Source organism: Streptomyces sp. NPDC001920 (assembly GCF_053594495.1).
In genome coordinates, this window is record NZ_JBSFEP010000014.1 from 226,811 (window position 1) to 242,974 (window position 16,164).

Below are 16,164 nucleotides of genomic sequence, written 5' to 3' on the forward strand. Positions count from 1 at the left end.
GGAATTGTGCAGCAGCGCGACGAGGGGAGCGGTACGTGGGCGGGATCACTCTGGTGAAGGATGAACCGGCCGCGGCACCCCCGGACGCTCCCGCTCCGCATGACGCTCACGGCCCCGAACTCAGCCCCGCCCGCGTGCGGTTGGTCTTCTTCGCGCTGATGCTCGCGCTGCTGCTCGCGGCGCTGGAGCAGATGATCGTCGCCACCGCGCTGCCGAAGATCGTCGGCGAACTGCACGGCCTGGAACGGATGTCCTGGGTCATCACCGCCTATCTGCTCACCGCCACCGTCGGGTTGCCCGTCTACGGCAAGCTCGGCGATCTGGTCGGACGCAAGGGCGTCTTCCAGTTCGCGATCGTCGTCTTCGTCGTCGGCTCCGCACTCGCCGGGCGGGCCGAGACCATGGACCAGCTGATCGCCTACCGAGCCGTCCAGGGCATCGGCGCCGGCGGCCTCCTGATCGGTGTGCAGACGATCATCGCGGACATCGTCCCCGCCCGGGAACGCGGCCGCCATATGGGCCTGATCGGCGCCGCGTTCGGCCTCGCCTCGGTGGCCGGACCCCTGCTGGGCGGTTACTTCACCGACCACCTCTCCTGGCGCTGGTGCTTCTACATCAACGTCCCCTTCGGCCTCGTCACCCTGGCCGTCGTCGCCGTCGCCCTGAAGCTGCCCCGGCCCAGGGCCAGGGCCCGGCTCGACATCCTCGGCTCCCTGCTGCTCGCCGCCGCCTCCACCTGCCTGGTCCTGCTGACCAGTTGGGGCGGCACCGAGTACACCTGGGACTCCCGTGTCATCCTCGGCCTCGGTGCGGGCGCGGCCGTGGCCACCGTCCTCTTCCTGGTCGTCGAGCGCTTCGCCCCCGAACCCCTCATCCCGCTCAGGCTGTTCAGGGACTCCGTCTTCAACGTCACCGGCCTGGTCGGCCTCGTGATCGGTGTCGCCCTGTTCGGCGCGGCCGGCTACCTGCCGACCTTCCTGCAGATGGCCGACGGGGCCACGGCCACCGAGTCCGGCCTGCTCATGCTGCCGATGATGGGTGGCATCGTGGGCGCCTCGATCATCTCCGGCCAGCTCATCAGCCGCACCGGCCGCTACAAGCTCCACCCCGTGCTCGGCAGTGCGCTCTGCGTCGTCGGCATGTGGCTGCTCTCCCGCCTCGACGCCGACACACCCCGGCTGCACTACAGCATCTGGATGGCCGTCCTCGGCGCCGGGATCGGCATGGTGATGCCGGTCCTGATCCTCGCCGTGCAGAACTCCGTGCGCCCCGCCGACCTCTCCACCGCCACCAGCGCCAACAACTACTTCCGGCAGATCGGCGGCAGCGTCGGCGCCGCGATCTTCGGCACTCTCCTCGCCGACCGGCTCGCCGACGCCCTGGCCGAACGCCTGCCCGTGCGCGGGGCCCCCGAACTGCCGGACCCGCAGGCCATCACCCCGCAGCTGGTCCACGCCATGCCCCCGCATCTGCGGGACGCCTACGTCCAGGCGTACGCCGAGGCCATGCCGAGGATCTTCCTCTACCTGGTGCCGGTGCTCGTCCTCGGTCTGCTCATCGCGTGCTTCCTCAAGGAGAAGCCCCTGGCGTCCCACGACGCCCCGGCCCCCGAGACGGAACCCGCGCCCGTGCACACCCCGGTCCCCCCGGCCCGTTCTCCGCGCTGGGCCGGAGTCCCCGTCCTCGGCACGGTGCAACACCCGGACGGAACCGCCGTCTCGCGCGCGGCGCTCACGCTCATCGACGTCACCGGGCAGCAGGTCGGGCGCGGCGCGAGCGGTGAGGACGGGCGGTTCGCCCTGACGACGCCGGGCGAGGGGACGTACGTCATGATCGCCGCGGCGGGCGGCCACCAGCCGCAGGCCGTCTCCGTGACCGTCGGTCGGTCTCCCGTCGAGGTGGACGTCGTCCTCGGCGGCGCCGGAGGCCTCGCCGGGCGGGTGCTCACCCCCGACGGCACGCCCGTGGACGCCACCGTCACGCTCACCGACGTCCAGGGGGAAGTCGTCGCCACGACCCGCAGCGACCGCGAGGGCGGCTACGTCATCACCGACCTGGTCGCCGGCGAGTACACCCTCGCGGCCAGCTCGGCCGCCTACCGCCCGGCCGCCGTCCCCGTCACCGTCCAGGCGGCCCGCGAGACCCGCCGGGACATCGAACTCGCCGGTGGCGCCGTCCTGCGCGGCACCGTGCGGGCGGGTGGCGGCCGGCCCGTCGAGGACGCGCGGGTGACCCTTCTCGACGCCGTCGGCACCGTCATGGACACCCTCACCACCGGCCCCGACGGCACGTTCCGGTTCGTCGACCTGCCCTCGGGCGAGTACACGGTCATCGCCACGGGTTACCCGCCGGTCGCCTCCGTGCTCCAGGTCGCCGGAGGAGGCCGCACGGAACGCGATCTTCAGCTCGGGCACGAGGACTGAGGCGCACACCGGTGCGGGCCGCTGTCCTGCGGGGACGCGGCCGGCCCCGCAGTCGCGCACGCCGGCGCCGCGGCGCCACGTCAATTCCCTTATTGCCGCACATCGTTCCCGTCCGGAGCCGTACGGTGGAGTAGGCGGCACAGATCTTGCGGAGCCGTGGGGAGAGAGGGCCTGGGGCATGAACCGTGGCACCGAGAGGGACGGCGCGGTGACAGAACACGCCGCGACCGGCCGTATCCCGCTGGCCGTGGTCGTGGTGGACCGCGAAGGCCTCGTCTCCCACTGGAGTTCCGGCGCACGACGCCTGTTCGGCGCCGCGAAGGAAGAGGCGATCGGACGCCCGGCCGTCGACCTGCTGCCCGTCTCCGGAGCGCTGCCGGACGAGGACGACGGCACGCCGTACAGGGCTTACTCCGCCTACGACGGACTCGGCCACGACCTCGAAACGTCCCTGGACGGACGGCTGTACTACCCGGCCGCGGGCCGCGCCCGGCTCACCGTGCCCGAGCACGATCGCGTCGACGTCCTGTGGTGGGCCTACCCGCTGGTGGGGCCCGGCCCGGAGCGGCTGCTCGTGCTCGGCGCCGACGTCGGCAGGCTCCAGCGGGACACGCCCGAGGACCACACCGCCTTCGAACGCGTCGCGCCCGGCTTCGCCCTGCACACCGACTTCCCGGGCGCCGAGGAACTCGCGCGCAAGCTCCCCGAGATCCTGCCCAGCATGAGCGTCGAGGAGGGCGCCCGCATCGTCGGGCAGATCCTCGAACTGGGCTATCCGGTCCTGGAGTTCAGCCAGAGCGACCGGGTTCCCGTCACGCCCGACTGGGGTGTTCCCCGGCGCGTGGAGCGCAGAGCCCGGCGCGAGCGCGCCGCACGGGCCGCCGCCGAAGGCGTGCCATTACCACAGGAGTACGCCGACGACGGCGAAGACCTCGAGTACGTCGCCGTACGCGAACGCCTGGAGTTCCTCAACGAGGTCAGCGGCCGCATCGGCACCTCCCTCGACCTGGCGCAGACCATCGTCGAGGTCAGCAAGGCCGTCGTGCCCCGCTTCACCGACGTCGCCGGCACCTACCTGCGCGAACAGGTCGTCGCCGGCGAGGGATTCCCCGACGGCGTGCCCGACACGACCACCATGTGGCACCGCGTCGCCGTCGAGCACACCGACGAACCCGGCCGCTGGGACGACGTCGTACCGGTCGGCGAGGCCATGCCGTTCCCGGCGCACACACCCTTCTTCCAGTGCATGACCACCGGCGAACCCGTCCTCGTGCCGCGCATCAGCGAGCAGATGGGCCACGCCATCGCCTCGCAGTTCGACAAACGCGACATCCGGCCGCTGATCACGGGCCGCTCGATGCTGGTCGTACCGCTCAAAGCCCGCAACGTGGTGCTCGGCTTCATGATCCTGCTGCGTCACCCGGAGCGGGCCGAGTTCAACGACATGGACCGGGTCACCGGCGCCGAACTAGCCGCCCGCGCGGGCCTCGTGCTGGACAACGCGCGCATGTACACCTACCAGGAGGCGGTCGCCGAGACCCTCCAGGACAGCATGCTGCCGCACATCCCCTCGCGCAGGGCGGGCTGCGACATCGCCACCCGCTATCTGCCCGGCACCCTCCTCGGCCGGGTCGGCGGCGACTGGTTCGACTCCGTGAAGCTGCCCGGCGCCCGCACCGCCCTCGTCGTCGGCGACGTCATGGGGCACGGCCTCAACTCGGCAGCCATGATGGGCCAGTTGCGTACGGCCGTGCAGACCATGGCCGCCCTCGACCTGCCGCCCGCCCAGCTGCTCCGCAACCTCGACGACCTCGCCCAGCGCCTCGGCGAGACCTACCTCGCGACCTGTCTGTACGCCGTGTACGACCCCATCGCGAGCGAGCTGCACCTCGCCAACGCCGGACACATCCCGCCCGTCCTGGTCCGCGCCGACGACGGCCGCAGCGAGCTGCTCGACCTGCCCACGGGCGCGCCGGTCGGCGTCGGCGGGGTGCCCTTCGAGACGGTACGCGTGCGCGTGGCACCCGGGGACCGGATCGTCATGTGCACCGACGGACTGGTCGAGGTGCGCGGTGAGGACATCGGTGTCGGCCTCGCCACCCTGTGCGAGTCCGCCGCCCACCCGGCCGCTTCCATGGACGACGCCTGCGACACCATCATCCGTGCCCTCAACACACGAGGCGGCCGCAAGGACGACGTGGCCCTGCTGATGGCCCGTCTCAACGGCATCGCACCGCAGGACGTCGCCGAATGGCGGCTCTCCCTCGATCCCGTGGAGGTCGGGAGGGCCCGAGCCGTGGTCCGCGAGCAGCTGCACTCCTGGGGCCTGCCGACGCCGGCCGACAGCGCGGAGCTGATGGTCAGCGAGCTGGTCACCAACGCCCTGCGGCACTCCCACAGCCGCCCGGTCGTACTGCGCCTCGTGCGCGGCGACACCCTGCTGTGCGAGGTCGACGACGACGACCACGATCTGCCGACCCTCCTCAGCGCGGGGCCCCACGACGAGGCCGGGCGAGGGCTGCGCGTGGTGAGCACACTGGCCCGCGAGTGGGGCACCACCCGGACCGGCGGCGGCAAGACCGTGTGGTTCGAACTCGCGCTCCCGCGACGCTGATCACGTAACGCCCGCCGAGGGCGTACGACGGCGTGCCGGGTCGCGAATACGGAGTGAAGGTGTGCGTCACCGGCTTGTAGCCGTCACCCGGCCGCGATAGACCGTACTCGCCCGCACGTTCAGGGCGGGTCGGCATCGCACCCTGGGGAGTCGGTCATGAGCGTGACGAGTCGGTACCGCGAGGCCTGGGAGGGCTTTTGGAGTGAGGCCCCGGACGAACAGGGGGCGGTGTTCTGGGACGCGGAGCCGGCCCTGACCGTCGGCCGCCACCTGGCACTGTTCGAGACGCACCTGACCGATCCCGGCCTGCCGATGGTGGACCTGGGCTGCGGCAACGGCACCCAGACCCGGTTCCTCGCCGACCGCTTCCCCCGCGTCCTCGGCGTCGACCTGGCCGACGCGGCACTCGGGCATGCGCGCACCTGCGACCCCGCGGGACAGGCGACGTACCGCCTGTTCGACGCAGTGGACAAGACCGAGGCCGAGACGCTGCACGCCGAACTCGGGGACGCCAACGTCTACATGCGGGGCGTCCTGCACCAGGCCGAGCCGGAGGACCGGCAGCCCATGACGGACGGGATCGCCACGCTGGTCGGCGAGCGCGGCCGTGCCTTCCTCGTCGAGCTCTCCGAGTCCGCGAAGCCGGTCCTGACGGGCCTCGCCCAGAGCCCCGCCGGACCGCCCGCCAAACTCGCGCCGGTCTTCCGGCACGGCATCGCCCCGGGGGAGGTGGCCGACGCCGCGATACCCGAGTATCTGCGGGCGGCCGGGCTGACCGTGCTCGCGAGCGGCGAGATGCCGCTGGTCACCACCGAGTACCGGCCCGACGGCACCCGGATCGAGCTGCCGTCGAGGTGGGTGGTGGCGGGCCGGACCGCCTGACCGGGCACGGCCGGCCGTCGCCCTCCGGCGCGGCGCGCGCCGGAGTTCACCTCGTCGTGACTCCGCACGGACGACGTGCGCGGCTGAGCCCGGGGCGTGGCCTCAGGACTCGGTGGGCACGCAGAGTACCGGCGTGCGGGACAGGTGCAGCAGCTTGTGCGGGGTCGATCCCAGCAGGGCCCCCCGCAGCGGGCTCTCCCCCCAGCTGCCGACCACGATGCACCTGGCCGCGTGCCGGGCCGCGGCGTCCAGCAGCGCCTCCGCCGGTTTCCGGTCGACCACCTCGATCCTGGTCGGCACACCGGCCTCGTCGGCCACCGCGACGGCGTGCGCGAGCGCGGCCCGACCGGCCTCGTGAAGGGCGTCGCGGTGGGCGGAGTACTCCTCGCCGAGCGCGCCCGGTGCGGCGGCGCCGTAGACCAGCACGAGCGGCTCGCCGAACGCCGCCGACACCTCGATGGCGACATGCAGGGCGCGCACCGCGCCGGGGGACTCGTCGTAGCCGAGAACGATCGACATCCTCAGCCCTCCTTCGTGTCGCCGTGGACCAGTGCGGGGTCGGCCACCTCGGGGCGTTCGGACCAGAAGGCGGGCGCCGTCACACGCCGCACCAGCATGAGGATCACCCCGGTGAGGGTGATGCCGATGCCGATGACCAGCGGGGGGCCGAGCCCGAACCACGAGACACCGCTGTAGGAGTTGGCGGGATCGGACATGTCACTGATCGACTCGGCCAGCAGCCAGACCAGCAGCCCGGCACCGACCACGGGGCCGAGGCCGATGAGGACGAAGTGGCGCAGGCTCTCGGTGAGATGACGGCGGTGGTAGACCGCGCAGGCGACACCCGTCAGCGCGTAGTAGAACGCGATCAGCAGCGACAGCGCGGTCAGCGAGTCGAAGAGGGCGTTCTCACTGATCCGGCGGACGGCGAGATACCAGGCGATCGCGATGCCGGCCACCCACCAGGTGCTCACGTCCGGGGTGCGGAACCGTGCGTGGATGTGACCGAAGTGCGCCGGCAGGGCGCGCCGGCGCGCCATGGACAGGGCGGTGCGTGACGCCGGGATGATCGTCGTCTGCGTCGACGCCAGCCCGGAGGTCGACACGGCCAGCAGTACCACCCAGTCCAAGGCCCCCATCGCCTCCTCGGCGAGCAGGGCGAAGATGAACTCCTCCTCCTCGGCGTTCTCCGCCAGGTACGCGGGCCCCGCGTAGGCCACGACCGCGACGGCGACCGCCACGTAGGTCACCAGCAGGATCACCGTCGACCACACGGCCGCCCTGCCGGGCGCGGTGGCGGGGTTCTCGGTCTCCTCGGTGAGGTTGACCGCCGACTCCCAGCCCCAGTAGATGAACACGCCCAGCAGCAGACCCGCCGTCAGCTCCGCGCCCCCGGCGCCGAAGGGATCCAGCCAGCTGATCGACGGGTCGACGGAGTCGAGCGTGCCGGTTCCGGCGTAGACGCGGTAGATCGCCACCACGGCGAACGCCAGCAGGCAGCCGACCTGCGCGAGGATGAGCACGTTCTGCACCCTGGCCGAGACCTCGGTGCCGATCACGCACACGGCCGTCATCACCAGGATGAGCAGCACCGTGAGCGCCTCGCGCGCGACATCGTTCTCGACCCAGCCGTCGAGGCCGACGGCGAGCAGGGCGAAGGTCACCGCGACGTCGGCCAGCGAGCCGACCACCAGGACCCCGGTCATGGTGATGGCCCAGCCGCCGAGCCATCCCGCCCACGGGCCCATCGCCCGGGTGACCCAGGAGAAGGTGGTCCCGCAGTCCTGGTCGACCTTGTTGAGGTAGTAGAACGCGGACGCGATCAGCAGCATGGGCACGAACGACGCGAGCATGACGCCCGGCGCGTGGACGCCCACCAGCGCCACGACCGGGCCGATGGCCGCGGCCAGCGAGTACGCGGGCGAGGTGGCGTTGAGACCGATGACGAGTGCGTCGAGGAACCCGATCGCGTCGGCCTTCAAACCCCTCGGGGGCCGGGTGTCCGCGCCGCCTTCGGCCATGCTCCCTCGCTTCGGTCGTGTACGACCACATGAAACCGGGAGGCACGGGGGCCAGCGCGTCTTGGACTTACCAGCGCGGGGTGTATCACCCGAGTGCGCTCGTACGGGAACGTCAGCCGTCGGCGGGAACCGCGGGCGGGGTCTGGGCCCGAGCCATGACGGCCAGGTCGGCGGGACTGCGCGGGCCGGGCGCCGCCTCGTCCAGCAGGCCGTGCGTGCGGAGCACCTGGGTGGCCGCGATACCCCAGGGCAACCGCAGGCCCGCCTGCTGGAGGAGGTCGGTGCGGGCCAGCATCGCGGGCGCGGGGCCGGTGCGTACACCGGACGGCGTCAGGAGCGCCGCGTCGTCCGCCCACCGCAGGGCGAGGTCGACGTCGTGGGTGGCCATCACCACCGTGGTGCCGCCCGCGCGCAGCCCGTCGAGGGTGGCCAGCAGGCGTTCCTGGCCGTCGGGATCGAGGCCGGCGGTCGGCTCGTCCAGGATCAGCACCCGCGGCCGCATCGCCACCGCGCCCGCGATGGCGGTGCGCTTGCGCTGCCCGTACGACAGCAGGTGCGTGGGGCGGTCGGCCAGCGCGGTGATGTCCAGGGCGGTGAGCGCCTCGTCGACCCGCGCCCGTACCTCGGCGTCGGTGAGGCCGAGGTTCAGCGGGCCGAAGGAGACGTCCTGGGCGACGGACGCCGCGAAGAGCTGGTCGTCGGGGTCCTGCACCACCAGCTGGACGGTCGTCCGCAGCCGGGTCAGCCCCTTGCGGTCGTACGTGACCGGGGAACCCTCCACCGTCAAGCGGCCCTCGTGCGGGCGCAGCCCGCCGCTGAGCAGCCGCATCAGCGTGGTCTTGCCGGTGCCGTTGCGCCCGAGCAGCGCCAGCGCGCGCCCCTCGTGCACGTCGAAGTCGAGGCCGTCGAGGACGAGGGGGCCGTCCTCATAGGCGTAGGACGCGCCCCGCAGGGCGACCAGGGCGGTGGGCTCGCTCATGGCAGGGCCTTCTCCAGTACGAGGGTGAGGGCGGCCAGCGCTGCGAGCAGCACGCAACTCCAGGCCGTGAAACGGACGGAGACCCGGGCCTCGGGCACCAGGACGCGCAGGGTGCCGTCGTACCCGCGCCCGGCGAGCCCTGCCTGGAGCCGGGTGGCACGGTCGAAGGCGCGCACGAAGGCGACGGCGCCGAGCCCGGCCAGCGAACGCCACTCCGCGGCTCGGCTCATGTGCCCGAGCCGGGCCGCCTGGGCCTCCCGGATCCGGCGCACCGAGTCCAGGAGCAGGAAGCTCATGCGGTACGTCACCAGGGCCACGTCGACCACCGGCGCGGGCACCCCCGCCTTCACCAGCCGGGGCAGCAGATCGGACATCGGGGTGGTGAAGGCGAACAGCAGCACCCCGAGGGAGGCCGCCGAGGTGCGCAGCAGCAGTTCCCCGGCGCGCAGCGGACCGCCGTCGGCGAGGGACACGAAGCCGCCCGGTCCGCCGACCTGGACGAGCAGGGTCACCGCGCCGGTCACGCAGAAGCCCAGCGGCACCCGGTACGCCCGCCACAGCCGGCGCCCCGGCACCCCCGCGGGACCCAGCAGCACCACGAGGGCGGTGACCAGCACCAGGGCCGCGCCCGGCCAGGGCGGCAACGAGATCGCGAGCGCGGTGAGACCCAGCCCGAGCACGGCCTTGTCCACGGGGTGGCGGCGGCGCCAGCGACTGCTGTGCGCCGCCGCGTCGATCGGCAGCACGCGGGCTCAGTCCCCTTCGGGCGACGGCTTCCCGGCGGTGCCGCTCGGGACGCTCCCGGTCTCCCGGTCCCGTTCCCGCTCCAGCGCCCGCTGCTCACCCTGCCGCCGCCCCCGGTGCAGACCGAAGTAGTAGGCGAGCACTCCGGCGCCGAGCGCCGCCTGCAGGGAGAACAGCGCCGACTCGATCTCACCGGACGGCGGTTCGTACAGGGGGGAGAACCAGGGCTCGTAGTCCGGCTCGATCTCGGTGATCGCCGACTCGGCCTCACCGTCGGCCCCCGTGAACGGCTCCTCCTTGTGGTCGCCGAGGCCGAGCACCAGCGGCAGCACGGCGAGCGCGGCCACCACGAGCAGCAGCACGAGGTTGATCCTGGTGTTCTTGCTCATCGGGCCGCCGCCTCCGTCTCGGTCCGGGACTGCTTCTTGGCGAGGAGCACGCCCAGCCGGGTGAGTTCGCCCTTGCTGGACTGCACCAGCAGCCGCATGACGAGCACCGTGAGCAGACCCTCGCTCACCGCGAGGGGGATCTGCGTGACGGCGAAGATGGAACCGAACTTGCCGAGCGCGCCCAGGAATCCGCTGCCCGGGTCGGGGAAGGCGAGCGCCAGCTGGACGCTGGTGACGCAGTAGGTGGACAGGTCGGCGACGAACGCGCCGAAGAAGACGGCGACCATCAGCGGCACGTCGAAACGCCGCAGCAGCTTGTAGACGGCGTACCCGGCCCACGGCCCGGCGATCGCCATCGAGAAGACGTTCGCGCCGAGCGTGGTCAGACCGCCGTGCGCGAGCAGCAGGGCCTGGAAGAGCAGGGTGATCGTGCCCAGGACCGCCATGATCGGGGGCCGGAACAGGATGGCGCCCAGCCCCGTGCCGGTGGGATGGGAGCAGCTCCCGGTCACCGACGGCAGCTTGAGCGCGGACAGGACGAAGGTGAAGGCTCCGGAGGCGCCGAGGAGCAGGGTGCTCTCGGGATGCTCCCTGACCTCACGGGTGAGTGAACGGACTCCGTGGACGACGAACGGCGCCGACGCTACGCCCCAGGCGACCGCGTGCGCCGGAGGCAGGAAACCCTCGGCTATGTGCATGGCTCAGCAGACCCTCTCCAGCACCTCGTGGATGGTTGACGTGCCTTGGCCGGTCTCCTGGCTGACGGGTACCACCGCCCGTGCTCCGCCTTCCCGGGTCCCGAGGGACCCAGTGGCTGCCCGTGAGGGCTGGAGCCGGACTTCCCGATTCACAGTGGCGAGGGCCGCACCGGCATCACACCGGATTTCCCGTTCACCAAGGCGTGGTGACAGTAGTGCCCGCACCGGGTGGCTGACAAGCGGGCCCCGGGGGCGTGAAAGTGGCGTTCGCCCGCTTCATGGCGGGTTTCCCCCTCGGCGCGTAACGTGACGGAACATGAAGATCCTCATCAGCGCCGACATGGAGGGCGCCACCGGCGTGACCTGGCCGGGGGACGTGCTGCCGGGGACGCCTCAGTGGGAGCGGTGCCGCGGGATGTTCACCTCGGACGTCGACGCCGCCGTGCGGGGATTCTTCGACGGGGGCGCCGACGCCGTCGTCATCAACGAGGCGCACTGGTCCATGCGCAACCTGCTGCTGGAACGGCTCGACGAGCGGGCGGAGATGCTCACCGGCCGGCACAAGGAACTCTCCATGGTCGAGGGCGTCCAGCACGGCGACGTGGACGGGATCGCCTTCGTCGGCTACCACGCGGGCGCCGGGATGGAGGGTGTCCTCGCCCACACCTACCTCGCGAACCAGATCACAGGGGTGTGGCTGAACGGCGTCCGCGCGAGCGAGGGGCTGCTGAACGCGCACGTCGCCGCCGAGTACGGCGTTCCCGTCGTGCTCGTCACGGGCGACGACGTGGCCTGCGAGGACGCGCTCGGGTACGCGCCCGGGGCGCTGAAGGTCGCCGTCAAGGACCATGTCTCGCGGTACGCGGCGGTGTGCCGTACGCCGGCCAGGACGGCCGCCGGCATCCGCGCCGCGGCCAAGGAGGCCGCCTCGCTGGCGGTCCGTCAGGAACCGGTGCACGCGGGGCCGTTCACGGTCGCCGTCGAGTTCGACGCCGAGCACCTGGCGATGGCCGTCACCGTCGTCCCGGGTGTGGAACGGACCGGGGAGCGGAAGGTGGCGTACACGAGCGAGCACATGTACGCGGGAATCCGTACCTTCAAGGCAGTGACCACGATCGCCTCGGCGGCGGTGGAGGAGCAGTATGGCTGACCAGCTGGCACTGGACGAGGTCGTGACGTTCACCTCCGACCTCATCAGGATCGACACCACCAACCGCGGCGGCGGGGACTGCCGCGAGCGCCCCGCCGCCGAGTACGCCGCGGCCCGGCTGGCCGAGGCGGGCCTGGAGCCGGCGCTGCTGGAGCGGACCGCGGGCCGTACGAACGTCGTGGCCCGCTTCGAGGGCAGCGACCCGTCGGCCGACGCGCTGCTCCTGCACGGTCATCTGGACGTGGTGCCCGCGCAGGCCGCCGACTGGAGCGTGCACCCGTTCTCCGGGGAGATCCGCGACGGGGTCGTCTGGGGCCGGGGTGCCGTCGACATGAAGAACATGGACGCGATGATCCTGGCCGTCGTGCGGGCCTGGGTCCGGCAGGGCGTCCGGCCGCGACGCGACGTCGTGATCGCTTTCACCGCCGACGAGGAGGCCAGCGCCGAGGACGGCGCCGGGTTCCTCGCCGACCGGCACGCCGGGCTGTTCGAGGGCTGCACGGAGGGCGTCAGCGAGTCCGGCGCGTTCACCTTCCACGACGGCGGAGGGCGGCAGATCTACCCGATCGCGGCGGGCGAACGCGGCACCGCCTGGCTCAGGCTCACGGCCCGCGGACGGGCCGCGCACGGCTCCCTGCCCAACCGGGACAACGCGGTGACCCGCCTCGCCGCGGCCGTCACCCGGATCGGCGAGCACGAGTGGCCGCCGCGGCTGACCCCGACGGTCCGGGCCTGTCTCACCGAACTCGCCGCGCTGTACGGCCTCGACGCCGATCTGGACGATGTGGACGGCCTGCTGAAGAAGCTCGGCCCCGCGGCCAGGCTCGTCGAGCCGACCGTCCGCAACAGCGCCAACCCCACCATGCTGGAGGCGGGTTACAAGGTGAACGTGATCCCCGGGCAGGCCGTCGCCCACATCGACGGGCGCTGTCTGCCCGGCGGGGAGGAGGAGTTCGACGAGACCCTCGACCGCCTCACCGGACCCGACGTGGACTGGGAGTACCTCCATCGCGAGGTCGTCGCCCTGCAGGCGCCGGTCGACTCACCGACCTACGCCCGGATGCGCGCCGCCGTCGAGGAGTTCGCGCCCGAGGGGCACGTGGTGCCGTACTGCATGTCCGGGGGCACGGACGCCAAGCAGTTCTCGCGGCTCGGCATCACGGGATACGGCTTCTCCCCGCTGAAGCTGCCGGAGGGGTACGACTACGGGGCCATGTTCCACGGCGTCGACGAGCGGGTGCCCGTGGAGGCGCTGCACTTCGGCGTCCGGGTGCTCGACCGTTTCCTGCGGACGGCCTAGGCGGGGTGGGGGAGACAGTGCGGACACTGGCCTACGGTTCCTGGCCCTCGCCCATCGACGCGGCCTTGGCCGCCGCGCACGACGGTCGTCCCGAGTACGTGGGTTTCGTGGGGGACGAGGCGTGGTGGACCGAGCCGCGCCCGACGGAGGGCGGCCGGCGGACCCTGGTACGGCGCCGGACCGACGGCCGTGAGGAGTCGGTCCTGCCCGCCCCGTGGAACGTGCGCAGCCGGGTCGTCGAGTACGGCGGGCAGCCCTGGGCGGGCGCGATGGTCGAGGGCCGGCCGCTCGTCGTCTTCGCCGACTTCGCCGACCAGCGGCTCTACCGGTACGAGGAGGGCGGCGACCCGCGTCCGCTCACCCCCGTGTCCGCGGTGGGCGGTGGACTGCGCTGGGCGGAGCCGCTGTTGCGGCTCGACGACGGTGAGGTGTGGTGCGTACTGGAGGAGTTCACGGGGGAGGGGCCCGCAGATGTGCGGCGCGTCCTGGCCGCCGTACCCCTGGACGGCTCGGCCGCCGACGACCGCGGTGCCGTACGGGAACTCACCGACGACCGGCACCGGTTCGTCACCGGCCCCCGGATCTCGCCCGACGGGCGGCGCGCGGCATGGCTGGCCTGGGACCATCCGCGCATGCCCTGGGACGGCACGGAGCTGCTGGTCGCCGACGTCGGGGCCGACGGCACCCTCGACGGCCCGCGGACCGTCGCCGGGGGCCCGCAGGAGTCGATCGCCCAGGTCGACTGGTCGCACGACGGCCGCCTGCTGTACGTCAGCGACCGCAGCGGCTGGTGGAACCTCTACCGCGACGGGGCGCCCCTGTGCCCGCGCGAGGAGGAGTTCGGCGGGGCGCTGTGGAAACTCGGTCTGCGCTGGTTCGCCCCGCTGGCGGACGGACTCGTCGCGGTCGTGCACGGCCGTGGCTCGACGGCCCTCGGGATCCTCGATCCGGACACCGGCGAGATCGTCGACGCGGCCGGGCCGTGGACCGAGATCGCGCCGACGCTCGCGGCGCACGGAGAACGCGTGATCGCCGTCGGTGCCAGTCCGCGCAGCGCCTACGAGGTGGTCGAACTCGACACCTGCACCGGCAGATCCCGGGTGATCGGGGCCGAGCACGACGACGCCGTGGACCCCGCCTACTATCCCGAGCCGCAGATCCGCACCTTCACCGGCCCCGGCGGGGACGAGATCCACGCCCACATCTACCCGCCGCACAACCCCACCTGCGTGGCCCCCGCGGACACCCCGCCGCCGTACGTCGTCCGGGCGCACGGCGGCCCCACCGACCGGGCGCCCCTCGTGCTCGACCTGACCATCGCCTACTTCACCTCGCGCGGCATCGGCGTCGCCGAGGTCGACTACGGCGGCTCCACCGGCTACGGCCGCGCGTACCGCAACCGGCTGCGCGAGCAGTGGGGCGTGGTCGACGTCGAGGACTGCGCGGCCGTGGCGCTCGCCCTCGCCGACGAGGGCACCGCCGACCGCGCCCGGCTCGCCATCCGCGGCGGCAGCGCGGGCGGCTGGACGGCGGCCGCGTCCCTCACCACGACCGACGTCTACGCCTGCGGCACGATCCTCTACCCGATCCTCGACCTGGCCGGCTGGGGCACGGGTGAGACCCACGACTTCGAGTCCCACTACCTGGAAACCCTCGTGGGCCCGCTCGCCGAGGTGCCGGCCAGATACGCCGAGCGCTCGCCCGCCGCCCACGCCGACCGCCTCACCGTGCCCTTCCTGCTGCTCCAGGGCCTGGACGACGTGATCTGCCCGCCCGCCCAGTGCGAGCGGTTCCTGGCCCGCCTGGAGGGGCGCCGGGTGCCGCACGCCTATCTCGCCTTCGAGGGGGAGGGCCACGGATTCCGGCGGGCGGAGACGACGATCCGCGTCCTGGAGTCGGAACTCTCCCTGTACGCCCAGGTGTTCGGCCTGAACCCGCCCGGCGTCCCGAACCTGGAGCTCACCCGGTGACCCCGGCCGTACGCCCCCTCGTCCGGCCACGCCGGCTCGCCCCCGGCGCCCGCGTGGCGGTCGTGGCCCCCAGCGGGCCCGTCCCCGAGGAGCGGCTGCAGGCCGGGCTCGACGTGCTGCGCGGCTGGGACCTCGACCCGGTGGTGGCCCCCCATGTGCTGGACCGGCACACCGACTTCGCCTACCTGGCGGGCACGGACGCCGACCGGGCCGCCGATCTGCAGCGTGCCTGGTGCGATCCGTCGGTCGACGCCGTGCTGTGCGCCCGGGGCGGATACGGGGCGCAGCGGATGACCGACCTGCTGGACTGGGACGCGATGCGCGCCGCAGGACCCAAGGTGTTCGTCGGCTTCAGCGACATCACCGTGCTGCACGAGGCGTTCGCCACCCGGCTGGGCCTGGCCACCCTCCACGGGCCGATGGCGGCGGGCACCGACTTCCTGAAGAACGCGCGGGCGCAGGAGCATCTGAAGGCCACGCTGTTCGAACCGGAGTCGGTGCGCACGATCACCTCCACCGGCTCGCCCCTCGTTCCGGGCCGGGCGCGGGGGGTCACGCTCGGCGGCTGCCTGTGCCTGCTCGCCGCGGAGGCCGGCACCCCGCACGCCCGGACCTCCGCGCGCGGCGGGCTGCTGTGCCTGGAGGACGTGGGGGAGGAGACGTACCGGCTGGACCGCTATCTGACCCAACTCCTGCGCACCGGCCTGTTCGACGGCGTGCGCGGGGTGCTGCTCGGCTCCTGGCAGGAGTGCGAGCCGTACGAGCGGGTGCGGGCGTTGCTCCTGGACCGGCTCGGCGGCCTCGGTGTGCCCGTCGCGGAGGAGTTCGGGTTCGGGCACGGCGAGGGTGCGCTGACCATACCCTTCGGGGTGAGCGCCGAACTGGACGCCGACGCGGGAACGTTGACGCTCGACGAACCGGCACTGCGCTGAGCCGCCTGCGCTGAATAGCCGTCAAGAAATCCCCGCCCCGCCGATTGACCCGCTCTGACACG

The 16,164-nt window shown here is 72.7% G+C and carries 13 protein-coding genes and 1 riboswitch; of the genes, 7 read left to right on the forward strand and 6 right to left on the reverse strand.

All coding sequences use genetic code 11. From position 1 onward, the window contains the following. The first annotated feature begins 35 nt into the window (after window positions 1-35). The 3 genes from ACWCPI_RS25005 to ACWCPI_RS25015 all read left to right on the forward strand — a co-directional run bounded on the left by ACWCPI_RS25005 (window position 36) and on the right by ACWCPI_RS25015 (window position 5,919). The gene (locus ACWCPI_RS25005; RefSeq protein ID WP_451040206.1) at window positions 36-2,423 is read left to right on the forward strand and encodes an MFS transporter; all 2,388 of its coding nucleotides are present in this window, start codon (window positions 36-38) and stop codon (window positions 2,421-2,423) included. A gap of 178 nt (window positions 2,424-2,601) precedes the next feature. Further along, window positions 2,602-5,037 carry a SpoIIE family protein phosphatase gene (locus tag ACWCPI_RS25010; RefSeq protein WP_451040207.1) on the forward strand — a complete coding sequence of 812 codons (2,436 nt, stop codon included), beginning with the start codon at window positions 2,602-2,604 and terminating at the stop codon, window positions 5,035-5,037. A gap of 156 nt (window positions 5,038-5,193) precedes the next feature. Then, complete coding sequence (locus ACWCPI_RS25015; RefSeq protein WP_451040208.1) at window positions 5,194-5,919, forward strand: class I SAM-dependent methyltransferase; 726 nt, start codon at window positions 5,194-5,196, stop codon at window positions 5,917-5,919. Window positions 5,920-6,021: 102 nt separating this feature from the next. Here the strand turns inward: ACWCPI_RS25015 and ACWCPI_RS25020 are convergent, their stop codons facing one another. The 6 genes from ACWCPI_RS25020 to ACWCPI_RS25045 form a co-directional block, all read right to left on the reverse strand. Then, on the reverse strand, window positions 6,022-6,438 hold the full coding sequence (locus ACWCPI_RS25020; protein WP_451040209.1) for a universal stress protein: 417 nt from the start codon (window positions 6,436-6,438) through the stop codon (window positions 6,022-6,024). A gap of 2 nt (window positions 6,439-6,440) precedes the next feature. Next, window positions 6,441-7,940 carry an APC family permease gene (locus ACWCPI_RS25025; RefSeq protein ID WP_451040210.1) on the reverse strand — a complete coding sequence of 500 codons (1,500 nt, stop codon included), beginning with the start codon at window positions 7,938-7,940 and terminating at the stop codon, window positions 6,441-6,443. Window positions 7,941-8,052: 112 nt separating this feature from the next. Continuing rightward, window positions 8,053-8,919 carry an ATP-binding cassette domain-containing protein gene (locus ACWCPI_RS25030; RefSeq protein WP_451040211.1) on the reverse strand — a complete coding sequence of 289 codons (867 nt, stop codon included), beginning with the start codon at window positions 8,917-8,919 and terminating at the stop codon, window positions 8,053-8,055. After that, window positions 8,916-9,665, reverse strand: coding sequence for a cobalt ECF transporter T component CbiQ (gene cbiQ, locus ACWCPI_RS25035; RefSeq protein WP_451040212.1), 750 nt, complete (start codon window positions 9,663-9,665; stop codon window positions 8,916-8,918). The genes ACWCPI_RS25030 and cbiQ overlap by 4 nt, the downstream gene beginning before the upstream one ends. Before the next feature lie 6 nt (window positions 9,666-9,671). Beyond that, entirely contained in the window at window positions 9,672-10,052 is a 381-nt protein-coding gene (locus ACWCPI_RS25040; RefSeq protein ID WP_451040213.1) for an energy-coupling factor ABC transporter substrate-binding protein, read from the reverse strand. Next, window positions 10,049-10,750 carry an energy-coupling factor ABC transporter permease gene (locus ACWCPI_RS25045; RefSeq protein WP_451040214.1) on the reverse strand — a complete coding sequence of 234 codons (702 nt, stop codon included), beginning with the start codon at window positions 10,748-10,750 and terminating at the stop codon, window positions 10,049-10,051. The genes ACWCPI_RS25040 and ACWCPI_RS25045 overlap by 4 nt, the downstream gene beginning before the upstream one ends. Window positions 10,751-10,780: 30 nt before the next feature. Next, a riboswitch (cobalamin riboswitch) is annotated at window positions 10,781-10,966 on the reverse strand. Window positions 10,967-11,066: 100 nt separating this feature from the next. On the opposite strand from ACWCPI_RS25045, the gene ACWCPI_RS25050 reads away from it, so the two are divergent. From ACWCPI_RS25050 to ACWCPI_RS25065, 4 genes are read left to right on the forward strand one after another with little or no spacing between them, the layout of a single operon-like run. Next, entirely contained in the window at window positions 11,067-11,900 is an 834-nt protein-coding gene (locus ACWCPI_RS25050) for a M55 family metallopeptidase (protein ID WP_451040215.1), read from the forward strand. After that, entirely contained in the window at window positions 11,893-13,200 is a 1,308-nt protein-coding gene (locus ACWCPI_RS25055) for a M20/M25/M40 family metallo-hydrolase (RefSeq protein WP_451040216.1), read from the forward strand. Before ACWCPI_RS25050 ends, ACWCPI_RS25055 begins: the two co-directional genes overlap by 8 nt. A 5-nt stretch (window positions 13,201-13,205) precedes the next feature. Then, window positions 13,206-15,170, forward strand: coding sequence for a prolyl oligopeptidase family serine peptidase (locus tag ACWCPI_RS25060; RefSeq protein ID WP_451040217.1), 1,965 nt, complete (start codon window positions 13,206-13,208; stop codon window positions 15,168-15,170). Beyond that, window positions 15,167-16,102 carry a S66 peptidase family protein gene (locus tag ACWCPI_RS25065; protein ID WP_451040218.1) on the forward strand — a complete coding sequence of 312 codons (936 nt, stop codon included), beginning with the start codon at window positions 15,167-15,169 and terminating at the stop codon, window positions 16,100-16,102. The genes ACWCPI_RS25060 and ACWCPI_RS25065 overlap by 4 nt, the downstream gene beginning before the upstream one ends. Window positions 16,103-16,164: the final 62 nt, after the last annotated feature.

Excerpts from the sequence above, each read along its gene's own strand:
- ACWCPI_RS25040 (WP_451040213.1), bottom strand. The coding sequence starts at position 10,052 with ATGAGCAAGAACACCAGGATCAACCTCGTGCTGCTGCTCGTGGTGGCC.
- ACWCPI_RS25020 (WP_451040209.1), bottom strand. The coding sequence starts at position 6,438 with ATGTCGATCGTTCTCGGCTACGACGAGTCCCCCGGCGCGGTGCGCGCC.
- ACWCPI_RS25030 (WP_451040211.1), bottom strand. The coding sequence starts at position 8,919 with ATGAGCGAGCCCACCGCCCTGGTCGCCCTGCGGGGCGCGTCCTACGCC.
- ACWCPI_RS25045 (WP_451040214.1), bottom strand. The coding sequence starts at position 10,750 with ATGCACATAGCCGAGGGTTTCCTGCCTCCGGCGCACGCGGTCGCCTGG.
- ACWCPI_RS25010 (WP_451040207.1), top strand. The coding sequence starts at position 2,602 with ATGAACCGTGGCACCGAGAGGGACGGCGCGGTGACAGAACACGCCGCG.
- ACWCPI_RS25015 (WP_451040208.1), top strand. The coding sequence starts at position 5,194 with ATGAGCGTGACGAGTCGGTACCGCGAGGCCTGGGAGGGCTTTTGGAGT.
- ACWCPI_RS25025 (WP_451040210.1), bottom strand. The coding sequence starts at position 7,940 with ATGGCCGAAGGCGGCGCGGACACCCGGCCCCCGAGGGGTTTGAAGGCC.
- ACWCPI_RS25050 (WP_451040215.1), top strand. The coding sequence starts at position 11,067 with ATGAAGATCCTCATCAGCGCCGACATGGAGGGCGCCACCGGCGTGACC.
- ACWCPI_RS25055 (WP_451040216.1), top strand. The coding sequence starts at position 11,893 with ATGGCTGACCAGCTGGCACTGGACGAGGTCGTGACGTTCACCTCCGAC.